The organism is Microcystis sp. M44BS1 (assembly GCF_020244875.1).
GTDB classification, from domain to species: domain Bacteria; phylum Cyanobacteriota; class Cyanobacteriia; order Cyanobacteriales; family Microcystaceae; genus Microcystis; species Microcystis panniformis.
The window spans coordinates 43,009-62,443 of the sequence record NZ_JADBVM010000079.1 but is presented as its reverse complement, the minus strand read 5'-3'; the positions used below and the strand labels follow the sequence as shown (position 1 = coordinate 62,443).

Below are 19,435 nucleotides of genomic sequence, written 5' to 3'. Positions count from 1 at the left end.
CACCTCGATTGTTCTGGGTGTTTTTTTATATAATCTCCGGAATTGCGGCGCTTAGGGATGGGAATGGGGTGATGGGGTGATGGGGTGATGGGGTGTGGGGTGATATCTTGTTCCCAGGTTCTACCTGGGAACACTCTTTTCAGGTTCTACCTGAAGAATACTTTAAGGCTCTGCCTTAAATATTGTGTGTCAAGGCAGAGCCTTGACACAAGCGATCAGTTTTTTCCACTGTTGACTGTTATTGAGGATTTTTTCTTTTCGCGGGTTTTTGTTTGCTGGTAGGGAGTAGGGGAGCGGTTAATTTTTCGTAGAGTTCAAAGAGGTATTCAATACGGTTTAATTCACTGGTGAAAGGTTGGGGACGATAACACAAATCAACGGCTTTGTCAAGTTTTTGGTGAGCTTTGAGCAAGTCGGGAGGCATGGTTAAAGGATCGTATAAATCCGCAAGGCTACTGTCAGGATATTTTACCCTAGTATCTAGCACAGCTTGAGCGCAAGTTTCGACGGTTTGTTTTTGTTTGTCGGTGATATTTTCTGGAAAGGGGTAGTTATTATAAACAATATCTTTTGAATAACGGTAATCGCTTTTTAATCTTCCACACACATATTTAACCCATGCCATGTGCATTTCTGAAGTAAGAATACCAAATAAATATAAATTTGCATTAGGAATTAATAAAACTTGATCATTACCAATCACATTTTTATTCATAAAACCTATGGGAATATATTTTCTTCTTTCAGATGAGACACGGGGAACAAGTAAATAATTCGTTTCGGGTTGTGCTATTTGACAGAATAGAGTAGGTGTCGCCGCAAATTTACGAGTAGCAGCAGCTTTACTTTTTAATCTAAAATTTTTAACCCTATCTACTCTTTTGATGACTTCTGGTAATGTCTTTAATTCCCTAGGAGAAATATCAACTAACCAGAGACAGTAGCGACTATAACCATTAATAAATTCTTGCGCTCCTGTATAAGGTTTAATCCATTTTTCTGCCTTCGGCTCTAATTTTAAAAATTCTTCTTTTTCTGGTTCTGTAAAAATAAAATTACCACCATCTCTTGGCATACTACCAAAACGCATTAATGGAACATTAGATAAAGGAAAACTCCGGTTATTAATAATGATGTCACTTCCATCAACCAAATAAGGATTAATATTATTCGACTGAACAACTAATGATTCACCTTGAATATCTTCATAATCAAAGAGGATTTTATTTGTTATATTAAAACTTGCAAAGCCAATAATAACACAATGAACTGCTGCGTTTCCTTTGGCTTCATTACTCCATTTAAAAGTACGATGGGCAAAATGAATTTTTAACTGATATTTTTGAAAAAGAATATTCCAAAGTAAGGCAACTTGCTCCCCTTGAGATATAGAATTTGTGGAAACAAAAGCAACCCTGATTCTATTGCCCTGAATTATTTGAGCAGCCTTAATATACCATGCACACACATAATCCAAAACGCCTATTCCTTTCTCACCGTCGAAAACATAAGCCATATCATTCCTTTGCTCATCGTTCATAATCATCGCACCAACAAAAGGAGGATTTCCTAAAATAAAATTGAGCTTCTCTTTTGAGATAACTTCCTCCCAATCAATCCGCAAGGCATTTCCATGAACAATCTTTGCCGCTTTCTTTAATGGTAAACGGACAAAATATTGACCAAAAGTATTACTAACTTTAATATTCATCTGATGATCAATTAACCACATCGCCACTTCTGCCACCCTCACCGCAAACTCATCGTATTCAATACCAGCAAACTGATTGACATCTACCTGAATAATGGTACTAATATCTGTTACTAACTGCCCCGTTTTATCTAACTCCTGTAATACTAAAATCTCTAAATCTCTTAACTCCCGATAGGTAATAATTAAAAAATTGCCGCAACCACAGGCAGGATCAAGAAAATATAAATTAGCAATCTTTTTCTGAAATTCTAGTAATTTATTGCGATTGCCTTTAATCTTCTCAAATTCTCTGGATAAATCATCTAAAAATAACGGTTTAATCACCTTTTGAATATTTTTCTCGGAGGTATAATGCGCCCCTAAATTGCGTCGTTCTTTTGGATTCATTACCGCTTGAAACATAGAGCCAAAAATAGCAGGGGAAATTTTCCCCCAATCAAAAGCACAAGCTTCTAATAACATGACTCGCATCTTGCTATCAAAAGCTGCTAAAGGTAACGACTCCTCAAATAACTTGCCATTTATGTAGGGAAATTGAGTTAAATTCTCATCGATATTTTTTAATCTTTTTTCTTCTGGTGTATTCAAAACCTGAAAAATAGAAGCGATGTGCATCGCCAAATCACTGCCATCTTCTTTGGTATGTAGATCGATATATTCCCAGAAAATACCCTTATTAAAAATACCCGTATCATCGGCAAATAAACAAAATAATAAACGCACTAAATAAACTTCTAAATCATGCCCCATATAACCAATTTCTTTGAGGCAATCATGAAGTTTTCCCATTAACTCGGCTGCTTGAATATTGACGGGATCTTCGTCTTTATAAACTCGCTTTTCGTAACCAGCAATAAAATCAAATAAATGAACGTTATCGACAAAATTGCTTAATTCAAATTCCCATTGATTGCCCGAATCTAAATCATATAATTTAAACCGTTGAAAATCCGAGACTAAAATATAACGCGGTAACTCATGTTCCTTTAAATTGGGAAAATAATCCTTAGCCTGTTGTGTGGCTTTTTCTAAATCTTTCCCCTTCGATTTATGCTCAACTAAAATCGTTCCTTTCCAGAGTAAATCAATAAAACCCTGTTTATTATCTGCTTTTTTTATCGGTTGCTCAAAACTGGCTACCCTACGCCGTGAAATGCCAAAGACATGAAAAAACTCATTCCAAAAAGATTGAGATTCTGCTTTTTCTGAAGTCTCTCCTTCCCACTCTTTTTGAAAAGCGATGGCGCGATTTTTTATTTCATTCCAACTTAAAGGCATAGTTTTAACTCCTTATCGTTCGCCGGTTTGCTCAACGATAGTAGAAAATGGTGTAGGGAGCCATAGGCAGTCAGCAAGGGATACAGATAGTTTCCATTTTAGGTGATTTTTTGGTAAACTCCAAGGGAAGCTAGAAATTAGTAACGCCTTGAGAATTGTAGCCGCTTAGTTACCAATCTAGTTATTGACTCGAACGAACAACTTATCGCTATGTCGAAAACTCTCTACGAACAAGATTTTCAATTGTGGCTCGCAACAACAATTAATCACCTACAGAAGCGGGAATTTGCTGCGCTGGATACTGATAACTTAATTGAGGAGTTAACCGAGTTGGGAAAATCGGAAAAAAGAACTTTAGAAAGTAATTTGATGATTCTTTTGGCTCATTTGCTCAAATTAAAAGTACAGCACGACGCACCGCCATCAATGAAGGATAGCTGGTATTGTTCTATTATTGAGCATCGCCAGCGAATTGAGAAAAACTTACGCAATACGCCTTCCCTGAAATCCTATCTAGAAACTGCTATCGAGGAAGCTTATCCAGATGCTCGTCAAGTGGCAATTAAGAAAGGAAAACTCCCTCAATTTGGTGTTCGGATTCCCCCAGAAAATGATTATCCTCAAATTTGTCCTTTCTTGCCAGAGCAAATCTTAGATGAGAACTTCTATGGCAATTGACTAGAGAAAAAAGTTAATTTTCAATTTTTGCATTACTCATGACTCGACTAACTCCAATCCCAATTGACGAAAACATCCTAATTTATATAGGGCTTGCTGAATAAATGTGAAATCTAGGCAAGGTAAGGGTTTTGTGGCTTTACGAGCGAAACAGGTGCAAGATTTTGAGAGAATCGTCGTTCAAAACCTTGCGTCTTCATCGGCCCGCGTCCTGTAGGGGCGAAGCATTCGGGCAATAACCTATCGGTGAAACCGTGGATTTTCTATCCGAATGCTTCGCCCGTACTTTTTCAGCAAACCCTATATAGAGTCCACCGATAACCTAGAAATTCCTGCCAAGACATTAGGAACAGAGGGAAGAATTGCTAAAGGGGTAATTTATCTACCAGATAATTGAAAATCATCACAATAATTATTTAGAAAAGTGGAACCTACAGAAGAACAGTATCTTGTCTTAAATGCTCTTGAAACTTTGGGACTCCTGCTCTTTAGAGTCTATGATGAAGATAATGGAGCTTGGCTAATCATTACTTCTAGTCTAACATTGCCCAGATCATACTTATTGCCTAATGGCGAAATTATTCCCCTAGAATGGATGCTTTAACCATGAAAAAACCGACAGAACTTCAACAGCAAGAATACGAAAGAATTGGCGAAATTGCAGCCAAAGGAAGACAGCGTTATCTAGAAGCAGGAGGCGACCAAAAAATCTGCCCTAGCGGAAGAAAAGGAAATGATTATTTAACCGATGAAGAACGTAAAGAAATTTTACAATTAGCCCGTCAGGTTTTTGGCGTTCAGATTAAAGATGGCCAAGTTTACTGTCAAGGACGGACTTGGAAAATATCCGATAAAAAAGTCTCAAAAGATACCGAAAAATGAACTAAATATTGCTAGTGTAGAACCTAGGTTAGGTTGAAGCATGAAACCCAACGCCCGCTCATGTTACGCTACCGCTAACCCATCCTACAAATAATTGTGCCTCCCTACTTAAATGCGCGGACAGCTTAGAACTTACCTAAACAAAAGCCCCCAGAAAACATCACTTTCTAGGGGTTTAATTACAATTGACGGAAAACAAACTTATGGGGAGGTTAACCTCCAGCTACCGCAGGAACGATACTGACTTCATCGCCATCTTTTAAGGGGGTTTTTGTCCCATCGAGGAAGCGAATATCTTCACTGTTGACGTAGAAATTTAAAAAGCGCCGGGGTGCGCCCTCTTCATCGCATAAGCGGGCCTTAATACCGGGGAAACTTGCTTCTAAGGATTCGATTAAACCACCGACACTACTAGCACTACACTCGATGGTAGCCTTATTTTTTGTAAATTTTTGCAGGGGAGTGGGAATGAGAACTTTTACAGCCATAGATATCAAGGAAAAAGTGGAAAGGACAGTAAGCTGTCCGCGAATTTAAATTGCTTGTGGAGATGAGGCAAGAGGATAATCACCCCATCATCCCTTAGTATCAATTCTAGACGAGAACCTGTTGCCATTCGAGGCGTTCGAGGGTGCGGGAACGTTCCAGGGCCCGTTCAAAGCTTTCTAATTTCGGTTCGATTAACAGGGGTTCACCGATATAACCCTGTACCGCTTCTTGGGTTTTTAGACCATTACCAGTGATATAAACGACTGTGGTTTCTTCGGGGTCGATTTTACCCGCTTCTACTAATTTTTTCAAGACAGCGATAGTCGTACCGCCCGCAGTTTCCGTGAAAATGCCTTCCGTTTCTGCCAAAAGTTTAATACCTTCGATAATTTCGGCATCGGTAACGGATTCAATATTACCGCCAGTTTTACGGGCAATATCAAGGGCATAAACACCATCGGCGGGATTACCAATAGCGATCGATTTGGCGATAGTATTGGGTTTAACTGGGGCGACAAAATCTCGTCCTTCCTTGAAAGCTTGGGCAATGGGGGAACAACCTTCCGCTTGAGCGCCACTAAAACGCACTGCTTTATCTGCCACCAAACCGACTTTAACGAATTCTTGGAAGCCTTTATAAATCTTGGTAAACAGGGAACCACTGGCTAAAGGTGCGACAATATGGTCGGGGAGTTTCCAGCCTAATTGTTCAGCCACTTCAAAGCCTAAAGTTTTGGAACCTTCGGAATAGTAGGGACGCAGATTGATGTTGACAAAACCCCAACCGTAGGTATTGCCCACTTCGGAACAGAGACGGTTAACCTGATCGTAATTGCCTTTAACCGCCATTACCGTGGGATTATAGATTAGGGTTCCGAGAATTTTACCCGCTTCTAAATCGGAGGGAATGAAAACACAACAGTCTAAACCAGCGTGAGCGGCAATAGCGGCGGTGGAATTGGCCAGATTTCCCGTACTAGCACAGGAAACGGTAGTAAAACCTAATTCTTTGGCCCGGGTAAGGGCGACGGATACCACTCTATCTTTGAAGCTGAGAGTGGGCATATTGACGGCATCATTTTTAATGTAGAGATTTTTTAGACCCAAGCGCCGGGCTAAACGGTGGGATTTCACTAGGGGAGTCATACCCGTACCCACATCGATAGGATTTTCACTTTCCACTGGCAAAAAGGAACGATAGCGCCAGATGGAATTGGGACCTGCTTGAATGCTTTCTCTGGTAACGGTGCGACGGATGAGGTCGTAATCGTAGTCCACTTCTAGGGGGGCAAAGGTTTCTTCGCAGATATTCAGCGCTTTCAGGGGGTAAGAAGTCCCTCCTTCCTTAGAAACCAAGCGGGTAAAGGTGGGGATGAATTTTGAGGTTTTGATGTTTGTCGCTAGGGTCATGATTTTCCTGTCTTGCCGTCAACTGAATCTACAAGCATCCTATCACCCGCAAAATCTTGGTGTCAAATATACCCGACTATTTTTGTCGGGTATAAATTTATACAAAAAATAGGTGATAATCTGGGGAGCAGCAAGGGTTAAGGGGAGATGGTTAAGCTGCCGTGTCAGAAAACTTCGGGGTAGTTTTAGGTCAAAAAAAGGACGAGGAGAAGGGATTTAAGTGTTTTAGGAGGCTATAGCCTATTTACTGCGAATTTTATCGAAATAAGCTCTGATTTTTGTTTAAATAGCTTAAACAGGGGGCGATTAACTGCGGTTGCCAGAAAGTTTCTCGCTTTACTCAGGATGATTGTCAAGAAAAATGACAAATTATGTGATTTTGTTGAGAAATAATAATTTTTTCTGGACTGCCCAATAAAATTGACCATTTTCGGCAGTCGTCAGGAGATTATTTTTATTTATTCTCCCTTCTCCCTAGGAAGGTAGGGTTGATTCATGAATCAACCCTACGGGGACAGGGGGGATCAAACCTTAAGAGTCAGTGGTCAGGAGATAACTGCTTTTTGATAAAAAGTTAAGGTAGTATTACCGTAGCGTTTTTGACGACAAATGGTTAAACCTTCTAGATTAATTGCTTGCCAAGATTTGGGATTATGTTCCACGGCAATTTCCCCCAGAGAATCTAATAAATTAGATTGAGAGATGGCAGTTAATACCGTTAAATATAAACCGCTTTCGTAGGGAGGATCAAAATAAATTAAATCAAAACTTTTCCCCGCTAAAGTGGCTAACTTTGTCAGTACATCTCCCCGAATTACTTGGAATTGCTGGTGAGAAGTGGCTAAATTGCGCCAATTTTCCTTGATAATTTCGCCAGCGCGTCCTGATTGTTCAATTCCGATTACTAGACTCGCACCTCGACATAAAGCTTCCGCACCCATGGAACCATTACCCGCACAAAGATCCAACCAACGACAGCCAGATAATTTCTGTTGCCAGATATTAAATAAAGCTTCTCGCACCCTTGCTGTAGTCGGACGGGTTAATTGTCCTGCTAGGGTTTTTATGGGACGATTGCCGTAAATTCTCATCGGTTAAAAGGCAAATTCAGTTAATCTTTTTTGTAATAAATCAGGAAAAAGGGCATAGTATCTTTGATTAAGAGGAGAGGGATGGGGGAGAGGCAATAAAGTCACTTTCTTTTGCTGTTTTAATCCCTGTTCATCGGTAGCGGTAAGGGTAACTAGGAGTTTTTTGGTAAAGCGTTCTTTATCAAGATAGAATTTATCCACTTCTTTGGGTTTACCGTAGGGTTCAAACCATTTAAAAGCTTCCGTGCCAAGGGGAATGATATGATCACCTTGCCAATAAAAAACGAGCAGTTTTTCTATAAATGGACGAAAACGATCTTTCACTTCCCCAGAATAAGCTTTATTACCCGGGGGTTTGTAGGGAACTGTATTAGTTAGGAAAATTCGATCGCATACCGATAATAGCTCTTGACGATCATGGGATTTTCTCCCCTGCCAAGCTTGAAAAAATCCCTCTCTTACCATTCTACCGGCAGCCCCGATCAAAGGTTGTCCTGCATACACTTCATCTCGTCCTAAATCCCGGCCAAAAAAGCATAACTGACTAGCAAGATTACCAGCATACAAAACTGGTTCAAAGGGGTCTTTTTTTGCCTCTTGGTAAATCAGGGTATCGATGGGAAAATCCTCTTTTTTTGCCTCTTGGTGTACCTGTTTAATTAGGGTTTTAATATCGGTCATTTCAGTTATCAGTTATCAGTTATCAGTTATCAGTTATCAGTTATCAGTTATCAGATGTGAGTTTTCAGATGTAAGTTTTCAGTCATCAGTTATCAGATGTGAGTTTTCAGTTCACTGAAAAAAGCTTCTCCCCACACCCTACACCCCACACCCCCCTGCCCCCCCGATGTCGGGGGGGTTGGGGGGGTCACACCCCACACCCCAATTCACTCCTCGGTGCGATAGCCAAATTCTGCTAAAAGTGAGCGAGATTGTCGCCATTTCGGTTCTACCTTCACAAATAATTTTAAATATACCTCCCCGGCGATTAACTTTTGAATAGCCGATCGAGCGGAAGAGCCGATCGCTTTTAACATACTGCCATTTTGACCGATGACGATCCCTTTTTGGGAAGCTCGTTCCACGTTAATGGCGGCAAAAACCTTGGTTAAAGCGGGAGTTTCCTCGACGCGTTCAATCACCACCGCCACAGAATGGGGAATTTCCTGACGGGTTTGCAGTAAAATCTGTTCGCGGATTAATTCGCCCATAATAAACCTTTCCGGCTGATCGGTGACTAAATCGGGGGGATAGTAATAGGGACCGACTTCGAGGGAATCAGTTAACAGATTTTGCAGTTCTGGGATTCCCGTCCCCTCCAGTGCCGAAAACTTGAGCAGAGGCCAGTTATTTTCCGTCGCTAAGGTGCGATAACTATCGTCGATAGGCTCCGGGTCTTCCGGTTGCTGATCGGCTTTATTTAGCCCTAAAATCGTGGGAGTTTGGTTTTTAGTCAGTAAATCGGCAATATAGCGATCGCCACCGCCCAAAAAATTACTACTATCGACAACAAATAAAACTAAATCTACAGAATTTATGGCGTTTTCGGCATTTTTAACTAAAACTTTGCCTAATTCGTGATGGGGTTTGTGAATGCCGGGGGTATCGACAAAAATCATCTGGGAGCGCTCGCTGGTGACAATGCCGCGTAAACGGTTGCGGGTAGTTTGAGCGATGGGGGAAGTAATGGCGATTTTTTGTCCCACTAATTGATTCATCAGGGTAGATTTACCCACATTGGGACGACCAATAATACCAATAAAACCCGATTTAAAACCAGTGGGTGCGATGGGAATTACTGCCGAATCGAGATTAAAGGCTTGGGAGTTGATCAAATCGTTCATAATTAAAGAATATTACTTAAAAAATATTTTTACCCATGCAAAGGATAATTTTGTTCTTGTTAGTATTGATTTTAGGCTGTAGTAACCATTTAGAATTGTCTATAGCGGGAAATTTAAGCGATCGCTTAACTAATTATCCTCGCTGGATGACTAAACCAGTGGTTAGTTTTGCCAGTGGAGATTTAGTTTATCCCGATTGGATGGTAGGCAGTTGGACTGTCACCAGTACCCTAATCGATTTAACCGCTCCTCTTGCTCCCCAGATTATCACACCTGGTTTTGAAAGTAATCGTCGTTACCTAGAAAAATCGATCGAGTTTCCGGTAAGATTCATCGAGAAAGCTATTTCCAGACCGATAAATGCTGCCTTTTTATCCACCCTTATCAGTAAACCATCAATTGTGGCCGATCGATCCTTTAATGGTTTAGCAATTAGTCGCGCCTATTTGGGTAGTCAATCGGTATTATCGGTAAAAACTGACCCTAATAATCCCAATCGTCAGATTACCTTTTTACGGGGCGCTCATCAACTAATTTCCACAGTAATTGCCAGAAATAGCGAAACTCCTAGCGGCAATCAATTTATTGCCACAGAAATCAGTCAACAAATTTTCCGGGGAGAAACCAATACTTATCTTAATGAGGTGGAAACCACCACCGCCTATCAGTTATTATCTCCTAATAAAATTCTAGGCGATCAGGTGACAGCCATTTATCTTTCCCCCCAATCCCCTGATTATTTCCAAGCGCCGAATCGTCCTGTAGCTTTGTATCGTTATCGCCTAGAATTGCTGAAAGATTAATAGAACTCCTGTAAAAATCAACAATCTTCCCTTAGATGAGGAGACAGGAGGAGAAAAAAGACAAGAGACAATCCTAGCCATAAAACCTAAGATTAGGTATAAAAGGAATTAAGAGAACTTTCCCGGACCTAGTTTTCGGACTTTATTGAAGGACTTGGGGACGATTTGCTTGAATACTCTTAATCCCTCCTACAGCAGATGTTATGGCCTTTTGTCAACGGGGAAGTTCATTTATACTGCCTTTTACTCAGCCAAGAAAGCGAGGCTCCCACCGCCATTAACTGCTCAATGTCAGCTAAGTTTCTTTTTCTTGAATTGGTCTTTGATGGGTTTGTAGGTGGGGTTAATCGTCTAGTTGTTCAACCTTTTTTAACGCATTATTTCTGTGAGGTAAATGTTATGACTAATATCATCGGTATAGGTTCTCGTGCAGCAGGATTAAGTGCTTATCTTGCGTCTTTAGCTTATCATCAAAAACATCAGGTAAAATCTAAAAAGGTCTTATCTTGTGAAGTAACACCGATTGGAAATGATGCTAATAATGTATTGATAAGAATGGGACGAGATGTACTTAGTCAAGGATTAGAACTTTCCGCAGAACCAATACCGTCAGAACCAGATGAATTCATCTTTTACAATTTTATCATTAACATTGAAAGAAGGGGATTATTTTGGCAAAAATTTCATGCACAAATAAACTTTTATATTCAAAACACACCAGATGATGTTTTTAGAAGTATTAAAAACTTTTTACCAGATAAAATTTATAATCATTTATTAACAGATTGTCAAGGTTACTTATTGGTCATAGATGGAACATCTCATCGAGAAGATGAAAAATATGCTGACCTTTTAGAAAAATTTACTACAGATTTAACACAGCGTAACCCGCAAGGTTGTCCTATCGCTTTTACTGTCACGAAATGTGATTTATCAGAACTTTGGGTTAATCGAGATGATCCTCGTGGTCTGGTACAAAGACGCTTTCCTAAAATGTATGAAATTCTAGAAAATTGGACTCAAGAAAACAAGGAAAAAGTTGAATATTTTACCACTTCATCCTTCGGAGTATTTGGTAAATATTGTGAACCAAATTCAATTATTATATCAAAAAGTAAAGGGGGAACAAGGTCCGTGATTAGAAATCCTAAAGAATGGCAACCTTTTGGACTGATTGAACCCTTATATTGGTTATGTACGGGCAAAATGCTATAATTATTGTAGGAAAAACTCATCTTGCTTAAAAAAATCGCCAATTCAAAAATGAAACGCTATCAACTTCTTCAAGAAAAACGAGATAATATTATAAAAATTGCTCGAAAGCATGGAGCATTTAATATTCTAATATTTGGATCAGTTGCTAGAGGAGAAGACGGTAATGACAGTGATATTGACTTTTTAGTAGAAATGGAACAAGGACGCAATTTATTAGATAGAATTGGTTTAATTCAAGACTTAGAAGATTATTTAGGCTGTAAGGTTGATGTGGCTACTATTAACAGTTTACGAGATTGTTTTCGGGAAAGAATCATGAAAGAGGTGATTCCTTTATGAATGATGACTTAATTTATTTAGGTGATATTTTAGATAGAATTGAACGAATCGAATCTTATACACAGGAGGGAAAAGACAGATTCTATCAATCTTTATTAATTCAAGATGCTGTGATTCGCTGTTTTGAAGTCATTGGAGAAGCTGTTAAACAACTCTCTCCTGAGATTAGAAAAAAATATCCTGAAATTACTTGGCGTAAAATTGCAGGGTTTCGAGAAAAATAGCAGCGGTTGCCCCCTAGTTCTATAATCAGATCACGGCTAATTTGATTGGCTATCGACCCTATTTATGTCTATCTCCCCACCCCGTTCGGGTTACACTTTGCCGGTTTTTGCCTGTGCCAGTGCGATCGCATCTCTCCAGCATCTCCACGGCGAAAATGAGCTAAATTCCGTTACTTTTAATCTTTTAGAACCGCCAGAAACCGTTACAATTGCCATCGAACAAGTTGCCCGACTGAACCCCGATGCTGCCCTAGCTATCACCCGCAGCGATCCGGGGGACAATTTAGATTTAACTAGAAATACCCCTATATGGGCGTTAGTAGAAAGAAAAACGGGTAATCAAGAGATAGAGATTCAAGGTGGCGAAGGAATCGGCCTACAGGTTGATAATGGCGGAAAATCAGCTATTTATAGTTATGCCCAGCGTCTGCTGCAAGAAAACCTCAGACCCCTGTTACTGCCCCAAGAAAGCATCAAAGTAACGATTATCCTTCCAGAAGGCAAAAAATTGGCCACAAGGACTTCTAACGCCGCTTTTGGGGTGGTAGAGGGATTATCTTTGTTAGGTACTACTGGCATTTCCCAACCCCTGAGCGCTCCCGGACAGTTGGAAATCTTTCGCGAGCAATTAAAAAATTTATCCCGTCGTTTCGATCGCTTGGTGTTTTGTATCGGGGAAAATGGCTTAGATTTAGCCCCTCAAATGGGTATTAATCCTGATATTTTGGTAAAAACAGCCAATTGGATCGGGCCGATGTTATTAGAGGCACAATTACAGGGAATCTCTGAAATTCTTTTGTTTGGTTATCACGGTAAATTAATTAAACTTGCCGGGGGAATCTTTCAGACTCACCATCATCTCGCCGATGGTCGTCGGGAAATTCTCACCGCCTACGCCGCTAAAATGGGTTTAGCTACCCCCCATCTCCAGCAAATTTTTGACAGTAGCACCAGTGAAAACGGTCTGGAATATCTGCGTCAATTAGACCGGCAAACGGGAGATAATTGGGTGGAACGCATCTATGGAGAAATGGCTAATACGATTGATCGCCGTTGCCAAGAATACGTTTATAACCACAGTAACGGTCATCTTGGGGTCGGTTGTATTTTATTCGATCGCTCTCGTTCTTTGATCAGCAAAAGCGAAAATGGCCTTAAATTTTTGCAAAATCTACCAGTCACTCCCCAGTGACCGTGCTATGATCGTGGGAATATTTAGTCTTAAAAAATGAAACTAATAAGGCGATACTATTGTAGCTTATTTTCAGAACAATAGCCGATTTAGTTTACAAATCTTTAACCTTTTCCTGCCAGTTTCTTTTCTTGATCGTAGTGACAACTCAAACCCCCCTTCCCACCCCCCAAGAGACTTTGCCCTCAGAGTCCTTCACTAATAGCCTTAATCGTCAAATAATCATCATTCTTGACTTTGGCTCCCAGTATTCTGAATTAATCGCCCGCAGAATCCGGGAAACGAACGTTTACTCCGAAGTTCTCTCCTATCGTACCAGCGCCGAACAATTAGCCCAAATCAACCCGAAAGGAATAATTCTTTCGGGCGGTCCCAATTCCGTCTATGATCCTGGAGCGCCTCACTGTGATCCCGAAATTTGGAATTTAGGTGTACCCATCCTCGGAGTTTGCTACGGGATGCAATTGATGGTACAGCAGTTAGGAGGTAGGGTAGAACGGGCAAAACGGGCCGAATACGGCAAAGCATCCCTATTTATCAACGATCCTACCGATTTATTAACCAATGTCGAGGACGGTTCCACCGCTTGGATGAGTCACGGGGATTCCTGCGTGGAATTGCCTGCGGGTTTTGAAATTCTCGCTCATACCGATAATACCGATTGTGCGGCCATTGCCGATCACCAGAAAAAACTCTTTGGAGTGCAGTTTCACCCGGAAGTTGTCCATTCTGTGGGAGGAATCGCCTTAATTCGCAATTTCGTCTATCATATCTGCAAATGCGAACCCACTTGGACTACGGAAGCTTTTGTCGAGGAATCGATCCGAGAAATTAGGGCAAAAGTGGGCGATAAGCGAGTTTTATTGGCTTTATCCGGCGGTGTGGACTCCTCTACCTTAGCATTCCTGTTACATCGAGCGATCGGTGATCAACTAACCTGTATGTTTATCGATCAGGGATTCATGCGTAAGGGTGAACCAGAACGATTAATGCAGATATTTAACGAGCAATTCCATATCGGAGTCCAGTATGTCAACGCTAGAAAGCGATTTTTAGCGCAAGTGGCCGGTGTCACCGATCCCGAAGAAAAGCGCCGTCGTATCGGCCATGAATTTATTCAGGTGTTTGAAGAAGAATCGAATCGTTTGGGACCCTTTGATTATCTGGCCCAAGGAACTTTATATCCCGATGTGATTGAATCGGCCGATAGTAATGTGGATCCCAAAACTGGGGAAAGAGTCGCGGTTAAAATTAAAAGTCATCATAACGTTGGTGGACTGCCGAAAAATCTCCGGTTTAAATTAGTCGAACCCCTGCGAAAATTATTTAAGGATGAGGTGAGAAAATTAGGTCGATCGATCGGTCTTCCGGAAGAAATTGTTCGTCGTCAACCTTTCCCCGGCCCTGGTTTAGCGATTCGCATTTTAGGGGAAGTCACCGCAGATAAATTAAATATTTTGCGCGATGCAGATTGGGTAGTGCGCGACGAGATTAATAAGCAGGGAATGTATCACGATTTCTGGCAAGCTTTCGCGGTTTTATTACCTGTCCGCAGTGTGGGAGTGATGGGAGATCAACGCACCTACGCTTATCCCATTGTCCTACGTTTAGTCGGCAGTGAAGACGGAATGACTGCCGATTGGTCCCGGGTTCCCTATGATTTATTGGAGACAATTTCTAATCGCATTGTCAATGAAGTTAAGGGAGTTAACCGCGTGGTTTATGATATTACTTCTAAGCCCCCCGGAACTATAGAATGGGAGTAGTATTGAATTATTGATTGATCGTTATTCCCGTCCAAATATTGGGGCGGGATTTTTGCAGAATAGACAATTGAGGAGATTAATTACTACCATGGCACAGTTAGAGATGTTGGAAGAAATAGAAGAAGTGGATTTTGCGGAAGAAGAAGATGATGTTGAAGGAGAATCAGCAAACCAAAAAAAGCTACAACTCAAAGAAATCTCCGAGACTGTTGTTGCTGGAAGTGATTGGACTACCGCAACGATCCGCGATCAATTAATTCGAGAAAATATTCAACTCAATCCGCGCTTTCAAAGACGAGATGCTTGGAATATTACTCGTAAAAGTCGATTTATTGAATCCCTAATTCTAGGGTTTCCAGTCCCACTGATTGTCTTAGCTACTAATAATAAGGAAAAAGGGAAATTTATCGTTCTTGATGGCAAACAACGCCTACTAACAATTTTACAGTTTTATGGTGACAGTGCCACACCTAATAATAGTTTTACTTTAAAAGATTTAGAATTTCTAGATAATCTCAATGGCTGCCAATATCAGGATCTAAAAAATGACTTCAATTTAAATGATATCTCAGACCAACTGGATAATCAAACTATCCGCACGATTGTTATCCGTAATTGGAAAACGGAGAATTTCCTCCATAAAATTTTTCTGCGTCTCAATGTGGAAAATACCCCTTTGTCTTCTCAAGAATTAAGACAAGCATTACACCCAGGGGGTTTTATTAATTTTTTAGATGATCGAGCGATCGAAAGTCAAGCATTAAAGAAAATATTTAAATCTTCCTATCCCGATTTCCGGATGCGCGACACTGATATATTATTGCGTTATGTAGCTTTTCATTATTATTTATCTGATTATCGCGGTGATCTTAAAGGATTTCTTGATAATGCTTGTGTCTCGCTTAATGCTCGATGGGATCAAAACTCAGAAGAAATCAAAAATATTATTGATCAATTTGAAAAAGCTGTTCAGACAACGATTAATATTTTTGGAGAGAAAAACTTTTCCCGTCTCTGGCTGCCTGAATCGGCAACTTATCGAAGTCAGTTCAATCGAGCAATTTTAGATGTGATGGTTTTTTACTTTTGCGATGATCTAATTAGAGCAGCTGCCGAGAAAAACAAAGAACAGGTAGAAGAAGCATTTAAAAGTTTATTTCGTACTGCCATTGATCGATTTAAAAATGCTGTATTAATTAGTACAAATACTAAACAATCAACCTATGATCGTTTTCATTTATGGGGTCAAGCTTTATCAAAAGTATTAGATATTAACTTCAATATTCCTCAGATGGAAGACAATCGTATTATTTTTAAGGGGGTAAGATAGTTGTTTTTTTACTATGCCGAAATCTCCAATAACGTAGGTTGGGTTGAAGCATGAAACCCAACACCCGCATAGTTTACGCTACCGCTAACCCATCCTACCAATAATTGTGCCTCCCTACTTACAGTATAATAAAAGGCAGACAATAGAGAGCTAATCATCAAAGTGAAACATAGACCAATTGCGATCGATTTATTTGCTGGCTGCGGTGGGATGTCCCTTGGTCTAGAAGCGGCGGGATTTGATATTGCTGTAGCGGTGGAGTTTGATGCAGTCCATTCCTTGGTTCATCATTTTAACTTTCCCTATTGTCAAACTATTTGCCGGGATATAGCCAAAGTAACAAGTAGAGAAATATGGGAATTATTAAAACTAAAAGGCTATGCCACCGATGTTAGTTTAATTGCTGGTGGTCCCCCCTGCCAAGGTTTTTCATTAATTGGTAAACGACAAATAGATGATCCTAGAAATTCTCTTGTATTTGAATATCTGCGGATTGTAGGGGAAATTAAACCCAAGTATTTTATCTTTGAAAATGTTCCCGGCATGGCTACCGGTAAACATAAACAATTTTTAGAGGAGTTAATCTCTGAATTTGAAGCTATTGGCTATACAATTAATCAGCCAATTAAAATCCTCGATGCCAGTGAATACGGCGCACCACAAAAGCGCAGAAGATTAATCTTAATTGGTAGTCGAAAAGACGTGACGATGGCTAAATATCCCTTAGCCAAGACCGTCGATTTGAACTCAGCCAAAAAATCAGCTTTTACCAGCGTCTATGATGCGATTTCAGATTTAGAATTAATACCGGCCTTTATCGATACTGATTTAGGCATACCCGCATCAAAACTAGATTATAGTGGCAAGAGGAAAAAATATTCAGTGCAGCCAAGGGATATTTTTAAACTTTGCCATCAAAGAACAGTAGATACAAAAATCTATGGACATATAGGCTCAGTTCATACTCAAAGATCAATTGATAGATTTATCTTAACCGAACCGGGTACAGTGGAACCAAAAAGTCGCTTTTTCAAGCTTTCTCACACTGGTTTATGTAACACTCTCCGGGCCGGAACTAATAGCGACAAAGGGGCCTATACTGCTCCTAGACCCATTCACTATTCTATTCCTCGTTGTATTACTGTACGAGAAGCCGCCAGATTACATACATTCCCCGATTGGTTTCAGTTTCACCGCACAATATGGCATGGTTTTCGTGAGATTGGTAATGCAGTTATTCCGCTATTATCGAAAGAACTTGGCTCTTCTGTGATGGGAGCAATGAATATTAATACCGCTAATCTCAACCGAGTTATTTTAGAAAAAATGCCCGAAGACTTATTGCTATATAATATGTCTCAGGCATCAAACTATTGGGGAATCCCTGACGATGTTATCCCGAAAAGAAAACGAGGTGTCTCTCAGAGACTGGTCAGTATTTAAATTATACCAAATCCGTTTTTGATAGTAGGATTAACTGCCTATCGAACTTTAAAAACCTGCTCCCATCTTCCCACTCCCCCTAGACTTTTTGAACAGAATTTACTATCATTTTTATTATTCGGGAACCGTCCACCAAGCGAGAGCAAAAGCTTGTTCTTTCTCATTAACTTGTTGACGATATTGAACCCGAATTTTATAGTTTCCAGAGATAGGTACAGGACAAAAAATATGCTCTAAACTATCACTATCACTTAGGGAAGAACAAGTGTATTTATCATTATTATCCTCTTGGACAGGTAAAAGATAAACATCTAAATTATTCAGGCCGCGATCCCGGAAACTTTCATCGATATCATAGAGATTATTGCGATTAGTATCGATTAGTTCTACCAAACGATCCCAAGCCAAAGTTATCGAAACAAAACTATTAGCTTTTAAGGGCTTCTCCAGGGCATAATCTTGATAACTATTAGCGGTAACTGTACCGTAATCCCAGCCAATAGAAGGAATAGATTCTGCGGCAGACCATTGACCATTACTAAACTGTTGGTAGGCGCGAAAAGTGTTAAGATGTCCCGTCCCCATCTGCATATCTAAAGGAATTTTTGGGTCTTTATAAGCATCGGAGTCTAACCAAGTTTTTTGGTCTTTAGTTAAGACTGTCCGTCTCATACCTAAACGTAACCCGTCGCCCGTATCTTTAATTTTATCGGCAGAATTAAGCATTACTGCCTTCATCACTTGATGATGACGAGAATCGACACTCCAATGGGGATTTTTTTGATTAATTTGTTGATCGCCGTATTCTTGTAAAAGTGCCACCGATGCCGTAATATGAGGGGCGGCGAAACTGGTGCCACTAACAGTATTTAATTTACCTTTGAGGTCATAAAGCTCTATTTTATTGCCGGGGGCAACTAAATTAATTGAGCGCCGGGAACCATCATTAATTTCCCGTTTAATTAAACTGCGACCAATACCCACCGGCAAAGCACTAATATTAGCAAAATCAACTTTAGTAAATTTTCCTTCTCTTTTGGCTGTATAAGCGGTAGTAATGCCGTTAAAATGATCGGTGGGAATGGGAATTCCTCCCTTACCTTGATTACCAGCAATTACATAAAGAACATCATCAACTCGCGATGACCAATCAACACATTGAGTTAATAAAGCTTGACCATCTAATTTTGGTTCCTGTCGCTGATCTCTTTGCAAAGATTCCCCAAAACTAAAGTTAATCGCGCGGACATCACCGCTATTTTGTCGGGCAATATTTTGACTAGCAAGACATTCTTCCGGTTGTCCGCCCCGTCGCAAAGAACCCACCGCCCCCGAATATAATCTCGCTTTTGGGGCAACTCCGGGGATTTTTTTATCATCACTTACCATCATCGTTGCCACCATAGCGGCGTGATTATCTAGATAGGTGTTGGGTTTAGCAATTTGATCGCGAAAAAAAACACCGGCTAATTTATAGGGAGGCTGCCAAGCTGCCACTTTATCATAACCGAACTGCGCTGGTCGTCCGATTTCCACTTGACCGATGGCAATTTTTCGCCCTAATAAATTATAGGGTTCCGCCCGCAAGCGCTCGGCATAAATTCCCTGTTCACCGATGGAATTAGAAAGAACTAGGGAAGGAAGCAGAATTATCGTTACTACTAACCCGACGACAAACCAAAACCCTCTTTTCATCATCAGCAATCCTGCGGCGGTAAGGTGACACCAATCCATTCT

Annotated in this window: 19 protein-coding genes; 12 read left to right on the top strand and 7 right to left on the bottom strand. The window is 40.4% G+C overall.

Annotation, left to right across the window (positions count from 1 at the left end; all coding sequences use genetic code 11):
• Positions 1 to 238 precede the first annotated feature (238 nt).
• Positions 239 to 2,992 (bottom strand): DNA methyltransferase, encoded by a 2,754-nt coding sequence (locus tag IM515_RS05105; RefSeq protein ID WP_287628023.1) that lies wholly within the window; start codon positions 2,990 to 2,992, stop codon positions 239 to 241.
• Between the two features lie 210 nt (positions 2,993 to 3,202).
• Here IM515_RS05105 and IM515_RS05100 point away from each other — a divergent pair, with 210 nt between their 5' ends.
• From IM515_RS05100 to IM515_RS05085, 4 genes are all read left to right on the top strand, one after another.
• The gene (locus IM515_RS05100) at positions 3,203 to 3,670 is read left to right on the top strand and encodes a DUF29 domain-containing protein (RefSeq protein ID WP_190719663.1); all 468 of its coding nucleotides are present in this window, start codon (positions 3,203 to 3,205) and stop codon (positions 3,668 to 3,670) included.
• A 271-nt stretch (positions 3,671 to 3,941) separates the two neighbouring features.
• Positions 3,942 to 4,067 carry a hypothetical protein gene (locus IM515_RS05095; protein WP_287628022.1) on the top strand — a complete coding sequence of 42 codons (126 nt, stop codon included), beginning with the start codon at positions 3,942 to 3,944 and terminating at the stop codon, positions 4,065 to 4,067.
• Positions 4,068 to 4,094: 27 nt separating this feature from the next.
• Complete coding sequence (locus IM515_RS05090; RefSeq protein WP_002765124.1) at positions 4,095 to 4,274, top strand: hypothetical protein; 180 nt, start codon at positions 4,095 to 4,097, stop codon at positions 4,272 to 4,274.
• Positions 4,262 to 4,552 (top strand): hypothetical protein, encoded by a 291-nt coding sequence (locus tag IM515_RS05085; protein ID WP_223211756.1) that lies wholly within the window; start codon positions 4,262 to 4,264, stop codon positions 4,550 to 4,552. Before IM515_RS05090 ends, IM515_RS05085 begins: the two co-directional genes overlap by 13 nt.
• A 212-nt stretch (positions 4,553 to 4,764) precedes the next feature.
• Here IM515_RS05085 and IM515_RS05080 read toward each other — a convergent pair whose 3' ends face one another.
• The 5 genes from IM515_RS05080 to era all read right to left on the bottom strand — a co-directional run bounded on the left by IM515_RS05080 (position 4,765) and on the right by era (position 9,386).
• Positions 4,765 to 5,040 carry a MoaD/ThiS family protein gene (locus IM515_RS05080; protein WP_287628021.1) on the bottom strand — a complete coding sequence of 92 codons (276 nt, stop codon included), beginning with the start codon at positions 5,038 to 5,040 and terminating at the stop codon, positions 4,765 to 4,767.
• A 106-nt stretch (positions 5,041 to 5,146) separates the two neighbouring features.
• Positions 5,147 to 6,451 (bottom strand): threonine synthase, encoded by a 1,305-nt coding sequence (thrC, locus tag IM515_RS05075; RefSeq protein WP_002750866.1) that lies wholly within the window; start codon positions 6,449 to 6,451, stop codon positions 5,147 to 5,149.
• 545 nt (positions 6,452 to 6,996) lie between these two features.
• Positions 6,997 to 7,542, bottom strand: coding sequence for a 16S rRNA (guanine(966)-N(2))-methyltransferase RsmD (gene rsmD / locus IM515_RS05070; RefSeq protein WP_287628020.1), 546 nt, complete (start codon positions 7,540 to 7,542; stop codon positions 6,997 to 6,999).
• A 3-nt stretch (positions 7,543 to 7,545) separates the two neighbouring features.
• Positions 7,546 to 8,223: a uracil-DNA glycosylase family protein gene (locus tag IM515_RS05065; RefSeq protein WP_002765122.1), complete on the bottom strand. Its 678-nt coding sequence runs from the start codon at positions 8,221 to 8,223 to the stop codon at positions 7,546 to 7,548.
• A 206-nt stretch (positions 8,224 to 8,429) separates the two neighbouring features.
• Positions 8,430 to 9,386 (bottom strand): GTPase Era, encoded by a 957-nt coding sequence (gene era / locus IM515_RS05060; RefSeq protein ID WP_287628019.1) that lies wholly within the window; start codon positions 9,384 to 9,386, stop codon positions 8,430 to 8,432.
• A 35-nt stretch (positions 9,387 to 9,421) separates the two neighbouring features.
• Here era and IM515_RS05055 point away from each other — a divergent pair, with 35 nt between their 5' ends.
• The 8 genes from IM515_RS05055 to IM515_RS05020 all read left to right on the top strand — a co-directional run bounded on the left by IM515_RS05055 (position 9,422) and on the right by IM515_RS05020 (position 17,698).
• The gene (locus IM515_RS05055) at positions 9,422 to 10,189 is read left to right on the top strand and encodes a DUF6816 family protein (RefSeq protein ID WP_287628018.1); all 768 of its coding nucleotides are present in this window, start codon (positions 9,422 to 9,424) and stop codon (positions 10,187 to 10,189) included.
• Positions 10,190 to 10,477: 288 nt separating this feature from the next.
• On the top strand, positions 10,478 to 11,404 hold the full coding sequence (locus tag IM515_RS05050; RefSeq protein WP_287697898.1) for a hypothetical protein: 927 nt from the start codon (positions 10,478 to 10,480) through the stop codon (positions 11,402 to 11,404).
• A 48-nt stretch (positions 11,405 to 11,452) separates the two neighbouring features.
• Positions 11,453 to 11,743, top strand: coding sequence for a nucleotidyltransferase family protein (locus IM515_RS05045; protein ID WP_287628043.1), 291 nt, complete (start codon positions 11,453 to 11,455; stop codon positions 11,741 to 11,743).
• A complete protein-coding gene (locus tag IM515_RS05040) occupies positions 11,740 to 11,967 on the top strand; it encodes a HepT-like ribonuclease domain-containing protein (protein ID WP_002765111.1) in 228 nt (75 codons plus the stop codon). Before IM515_RS05045 ends, IM515_RS05040 begins: the two co-directional genes overlap by 4 nt.
• Positions 11,968 to 12,031: 64 nt before the next feature.
• Entirely contained in the window at positions 12,032 to 13,159 is a 1,128-nt protein-coding gene (gene cbiD / locus IM515_RS05035) for a cobalt-precorrin-5B (C(1))-methyltransferase CbiD (protein WP_287628016.1), read from the top strand.
• 140 nt (positions 13,160 to 13,299) lie between these two features.
• Positions 13,300 to 14,925, top strand: a complete 1,626-nt coding sequence (gene guaA / locus IM515_RS05030) for a glutamine-hydrolyzing GMP synthase (protein WP_287628015.1) — start codon at positions 13,300 to 13,302, stop codon at positions 14,923 to 14,925.
• A gap of 88 nt (positions 14,926 to 15,013) precedes the next feature.
• Positions 15,014 to 16,255, top strand: coding sequence for a DUF262 domain-containing protein (locus IM515_RS05025; RefSeq protein WP_287628014.1), 1,242 nt, complete (start codon positions 15,014 to 15,016; stop codon positions 16,253 to 16,255).
• A gap of 162 nt (positions 16,256 to 16,417) precedes the next feature.
• Complete coding sequence (locus IM515_RS05020) at positions 16,418 to 17,698, top strand: DNA cytosine methyltransferase (protein ID WP_287628013.1); 1,281 nt, start codon at positions 16,418 to 16,420, stop codon at positions 17,696 to 17,698.
• Between the two features lie 114 nt (positions 17,699 to 17,812).
• Here the strand turns inward: IM515_RS05020 and IM515_RS05015 are convergent, their stop codons facing one another.
• Positions 17,813 to 19,432: a S8 family serine peptidase gene (locus IM515_RS05015; RefSeq protein WP_287628012.1), complete on the bottom strand. Its 1,620-nt coding sequence runs from the start codon at positions 19,430 to 19,432 to the stop codon at positions 17,813 to 17,815.
• Positions 19,433 to 19,435: the final 3 nt, after the last annotated feature.

Excerpts from the sequence above, each read along its gene's own strand:
- IM515_RS05095 (WP_287628022.1), top strand. The coding sequence starts at position 3,942 with ATGCTTCGCCCGTACTTTTTCAGCAAACCCTATATAGAGTCCACCGAT.
- IM515_RS05080 (WP_287628021.1), bottom strand. The coding sequence starts at position 5,040 with ATGGCTGTAAAAGTTCTCATTCCCACTCCCCTGCAAAAATTTACAAAA.
- IM515_RS05025 (WP_287628014.1), top strand. The coding sequence starts at position 15,014 with ATGGCACAGTTAGAGATGTTGGAAGAAATAGAAGAAGTGGATTTTGCG.
- IM515_RS05085 (WP_223211756.1), top strand. The coding sequence starts at position 4,262 with ATGGATGCTTTAACCATGAAAAAACCGACAGAACTTCAACAGCAAGAA.
- IM515_RS05040 (WP_002765111.1), top strand. The coding sequence starts at position 11,740 with ATGAATGATGACTTAATTTATTTAGGTGATATTTTAGATAGAATTGAA.
- IM515_RS05055 (WP_287628018.1), top strand. The coding sequence starts at position 9,422 with ATGCAAAGGATAATTTTGTTCTTGTTAGTATTGATTTTAGGCTGTAGT.
- era (WP_287628019.1), bottom strand. The coding sequence starts at position 9,386 with ATGAACGATTTGATCAACTCCCAAGCCTTTAATCTCGATTCGGCAGTA.
- thrC (WP_002750866.1), bottom strand. The coding sequence starts at position 6,451 with ATGACCCTAGCGACAAACATCAAAACCTCAAAATTCATCCCCACCTTT.
- cbiD (WP_287628016.1), top strand. The coding sequence starts at position 12,032 with ATGTCTATCTCCCCACCCCGTTCGGGTTACACTTTGCCGGTTTTTGCC.
- IM515_RS05045 (WP_287628043.1), top strand. The coding sequence starts at position 11,453 with ATGAAACGCTATCAACTTCTTCAAGAAAAACGAGATAATATTATAAAA.
- IM515_RS05100 (WP_190719663.1), top strand. The coding sequence starts at position 3,203 with ATGTCGAAAACTCTCTACGAACAAGATTTTCAATTGTGGCTCGCAACA.
- IM515_RS05105 (WP_287628023.1), bottom strand. The coding sequence starts at position 2,992 with ATGCCTTTAAGTTGGAATGAAATAAAAAATCGCGCCATCGCTTTTCAA.
- IM515_RS05015 (WP_287628012.1), bottom strand. The coding sequence starts at position 19,432 with ATGGATTGGTGTCACCTTACCGCCGCAGGATTGCTGATGATGAAAAGA.
- IM515_RS05050 (WP_287697898.1), top strand. The coding sequence starts at position 10,478 with ATGTCAGCTAAGTTTCTTTTTCTTGAATTGGTCTTTGATGGGTTTGTA.
- rsmD (WP_287628020.1), bottom strand. The coding sequence starts at position 7,542 with ATGAGAATTTACGGCAATCGTCCCATAAAAACCCTAGCAGGACAATTA.
- IM515_RS05065 (WP_002765122.1), bottom strand. The coding sequence starts at position 8,223 with ATGACCGATATTAAAACCCTAATTAAACAGGTACACCAAGAGGCAAAA.